We start from the raw sequence: 2,714 nt of genomic DNA on the forward strand, positions 1-2,714 counted from the left end.
TGCTCCAGCGGACCCTGCTGACGGGCAAGAAGGAGCCCAACGTCGCCGCCAATGAACTCGCGGTGGAGGCCGTGAACCACGAGAGCGACACGCTCGACCGCGAGATCCAGAACCTGAAGACCGAGCTAGAACTGCGCCGCGAGCTGGCCAACAACTCGCCGATGGCCATCATCCAGCGCCACGGCACGCGTGCGGCGGGTTCGCGTGGCATCTACGAGGGTGATCCGGTGCCTCACCGTCTCGACCAGTTGCAGAAGGGCAATCCGGGAGTCCGGCCATGAGCATGACTGGGCTGCGGCCGCGCTGGCTGTTCAGCCGGCGCGCGGCGAAGGCGCTGTTGTGGACGGTGGTGATCATTGCCGCTGCCGTGGGCACCAACATTGCTGGCATCTACATGGTCGGCAGCGTTATCGGTTGGGAGCGCTGGCTGGCGGCCGCGGAAGGCTATTTCCTGGTGTGGAGGCTCTGCCTGTACGGGACGACGGCCTATGGATGGATCTGGATGCGCCGCCGGCTGCTGGCGCGCGAGGCCGACGCGCAGGCGCGGCGCCGCTTGGTGCGCAGCGAGATCGCCGGCGTCCTCGCCATCGTGGCGCTGGAAACCAGCCTGCTGATACAGGGCTAAAGGGAGATTCAGGCGATGACGCTTTTCACCACCGACTACTTGGAGTACTACCTCACCCTTGTCTCCTGGATCGTCAATAACGGCATCTGGGCCGTGTTGGTATCCAGCGGGGTATTTGCGCTGCCCTTTGTGGCGATCATCGTGCAGGAATGGCTCAAGGCCCGCACGGAAGGTGCCGACGAAGGCAACAAGGGCGTGCTCTCGGCTGCGCGCATCGAGAACCGAGTGTTCGTCGCCATCGTGGTAGTGATGTTTGCTGGCATCCCTTTCATCGACGTCGACCTCAACACCATCCAGTACGACAGCTCACGCTCCGCGCAGTGCCAGGTCAGCGTGCCGCAGCCGGCCGACACAGGTTGGTCGCAGTCCTTCTCGACCCTCAACAATCAAAGCGCAAAGTTGCCGGTGTGGTGGGCCTTCATACACGCGCTCTCGCGCGCTGTCACGGGTGCTTCTGTTGCGGCAATCCCCTGCGGCACCGATCTGCGGCAAATGCGGATGGAGATCGATGCCACGCGTATCGACGACCCGGTGCTGGCTCAGGAGGTGGCGGACTTCACGCACGACTGCTATGGGCCGGCCCGTGCCAAGCTGTTCATGCAGCGCCCGCAGCTCGACGAAGAGCAGATGCATGATGTCACCTGGATCGGCTCGCGCTTCTTCACGGACACGGCTGGCTACTACGACAGCTATCGCTCCAGCACTCCGCGCGAGGACTGGCCCTACGACAGCAACCGCGATGTAGGGCTTGCGCATGTGTCTAGCGGCGGCTACCCGAACTGCCGGCAATGGTGGGCCGATGGCAACAACGGCCTGCGGGCACGGCTTCTGGGCCAGGTAGACCCCGGCCTTCTCACTCGGCTTGCAGGCTGGGCTGGATTCCTGAGCCGCAGCCAAGTGGACGATTCGGTGATTCGCGCGATCGCCTCGCCGCGTCAGCAGAAACTCAACCAAGGCTCGGTCTATACAGACTACGGTGGCCAGATCGACAAGACCTTGCCGAACATCGTGACGCGCGCGGCAGGCGACGTGGGAATGGCCGTTGGGGGGCTGGCAGCATTCCCCGCCATGGACGTGGTGCGCCAGGCCCTGCCCATGGTGCTCGCGCTCCTCAAGATGGCGTTGGTGATCTGCATTCCTCTGGTATTGGTCGTGGGCACCTACGACCTCAAGACGGTCGTCACGATCAGCGTCGTGCAGTTCGCGCTGTTCTTCGTCGATTTTTGGTTCCAGTTGGCCCGCTGGATCGACAGCACCATCCTCGATGCGCTCTATGGATGGGGCTGGGGATGGAACCGGCCACACAATAACTTCGATCCGATGGTCGGATTGAACAATGCCTTCGGCGACATGCTTCTGAACTTCGTCACCGGGACGATGTTCTTGGTCCTGCCGGGATTCTGGCTGGCGAGCCTCACCTGGGTTGGGATTCGGGCCGGACATGCCATCCAAGGGCTCTCAGATGGCAGCAAGAGCGCAGGTCAAGCGGGTAGCAAGGGTGCTGGAGCACTCACCGGGGGCAAGCTGAAATAGCGCGGATGCGGTCAATCGTCGGTGTACAACTCGTGCGAGGTGTCGTTGTACAGATTCGGATCGTAGCCAGGTGTCTTTCGCAGTTCAGTGAGGTCGGTGAAAGGCCACTCCTCGTCCTCATGAGTACTGGCGGCCGCAACCCATCCCGCGACCATTACGCCCAGTACCACGACTGCGAACCAGAAGGCAACGTAGAGCAGAACTCCCAGCACAGCCAGCTTGACCACCCACAGCGCCAACGCGGCACCAACGACAGGCACGCCTTTAGAGGCGAGCCAGCTCGCCAACCTTCGCTCGCCGCGCGCATAGGCGCGCCATCCACGGCCAACGCTGCGGCCGAGACGTTCTGCGGTACTGATGCGGGTTGTCGTGTTCATGAGTCGCCCCTGAAAAACCCCCAGGCTGCATCCATTGCAAGGCTTAACCTGCGTTTTAGGTGTGCTGGAATTGCCAGTTTTCGTTACTCTACGAACTGGTTTCTGGCAGTTTTCGCCCATGCGTACACGCCGTCCTGCCGCCGAGCAGTTGCCTGCCGATGAGTTGTTTCGTTCGCGTT

3 protein-coding genes and 1 pseudogene are annotated in these 2,714 nt (G+C 62.4%); 3 read left to right on the forward strand and 1 reads right to left on the reverse strand.

From position 1 onward, the window contains the following. From F7R02_RS24845 to F7R02_RS24855, 3 genes and pseudogenes are all read left to right on the forward strand, one after another. Positions 1–281, forward strand: a pseudogene (locus tag F7R02_RS24845) (integrating conjugative element protein); the annotation flags it as partial. Continuing rightward, a complete protein-coding gene (locus tag F7R02_RS24850; protein WP_078589897.1) occupies positions 278–625 on the forward strand; it encodes a hypothetical protein in 348 nt (115 codons plus the stop codon). The pseudogene F7R02_RS24845 and the gene F7R02_RS24850, both read left to right, overlap by 4 nt. Before the next feature lie 15 nt (positions 626–640). Continuing rightward, positions 641–2,158, forward strand: coding sequence for a conjugal transfer protein TraG N-terminal domain-containing protein (locus tag F7R02_RS24855; RefSeq protein WP_078589896.1), 1,518 nt, complete (start codon positions 641–643; stop codon positions 2,156–2,158). Positions 2,159–2,169: 11 nt separating this feature from the next. Here F7R02_RS24855 and F7R02_RS24860 read toward each other — a convergent pair whose 3' ends face one another. Further along, a complete protein-coding gene (locus tag F7R02_RS24860) occupies positions 2,170–2,535 on the reverse strand; it encodes a DUF3742 family protein (RefSeq protein ID WP_078589898.1) in 366 nt (121 codons plus the stop codon). Positions 2,536–2,714: the final 179 nt, after the last annotated feature.

Source organism: Xanthomonas cissicola, assembly GCF_008801575.1.
GTDB classification, from domain to species: domain Bacteria; phylum Pseudomonadota; class Gammaproteobacteria; order Xanthomonadales; family Xanthomonadaceae; genus Xanthomonas; species Xanthomonas cissicola.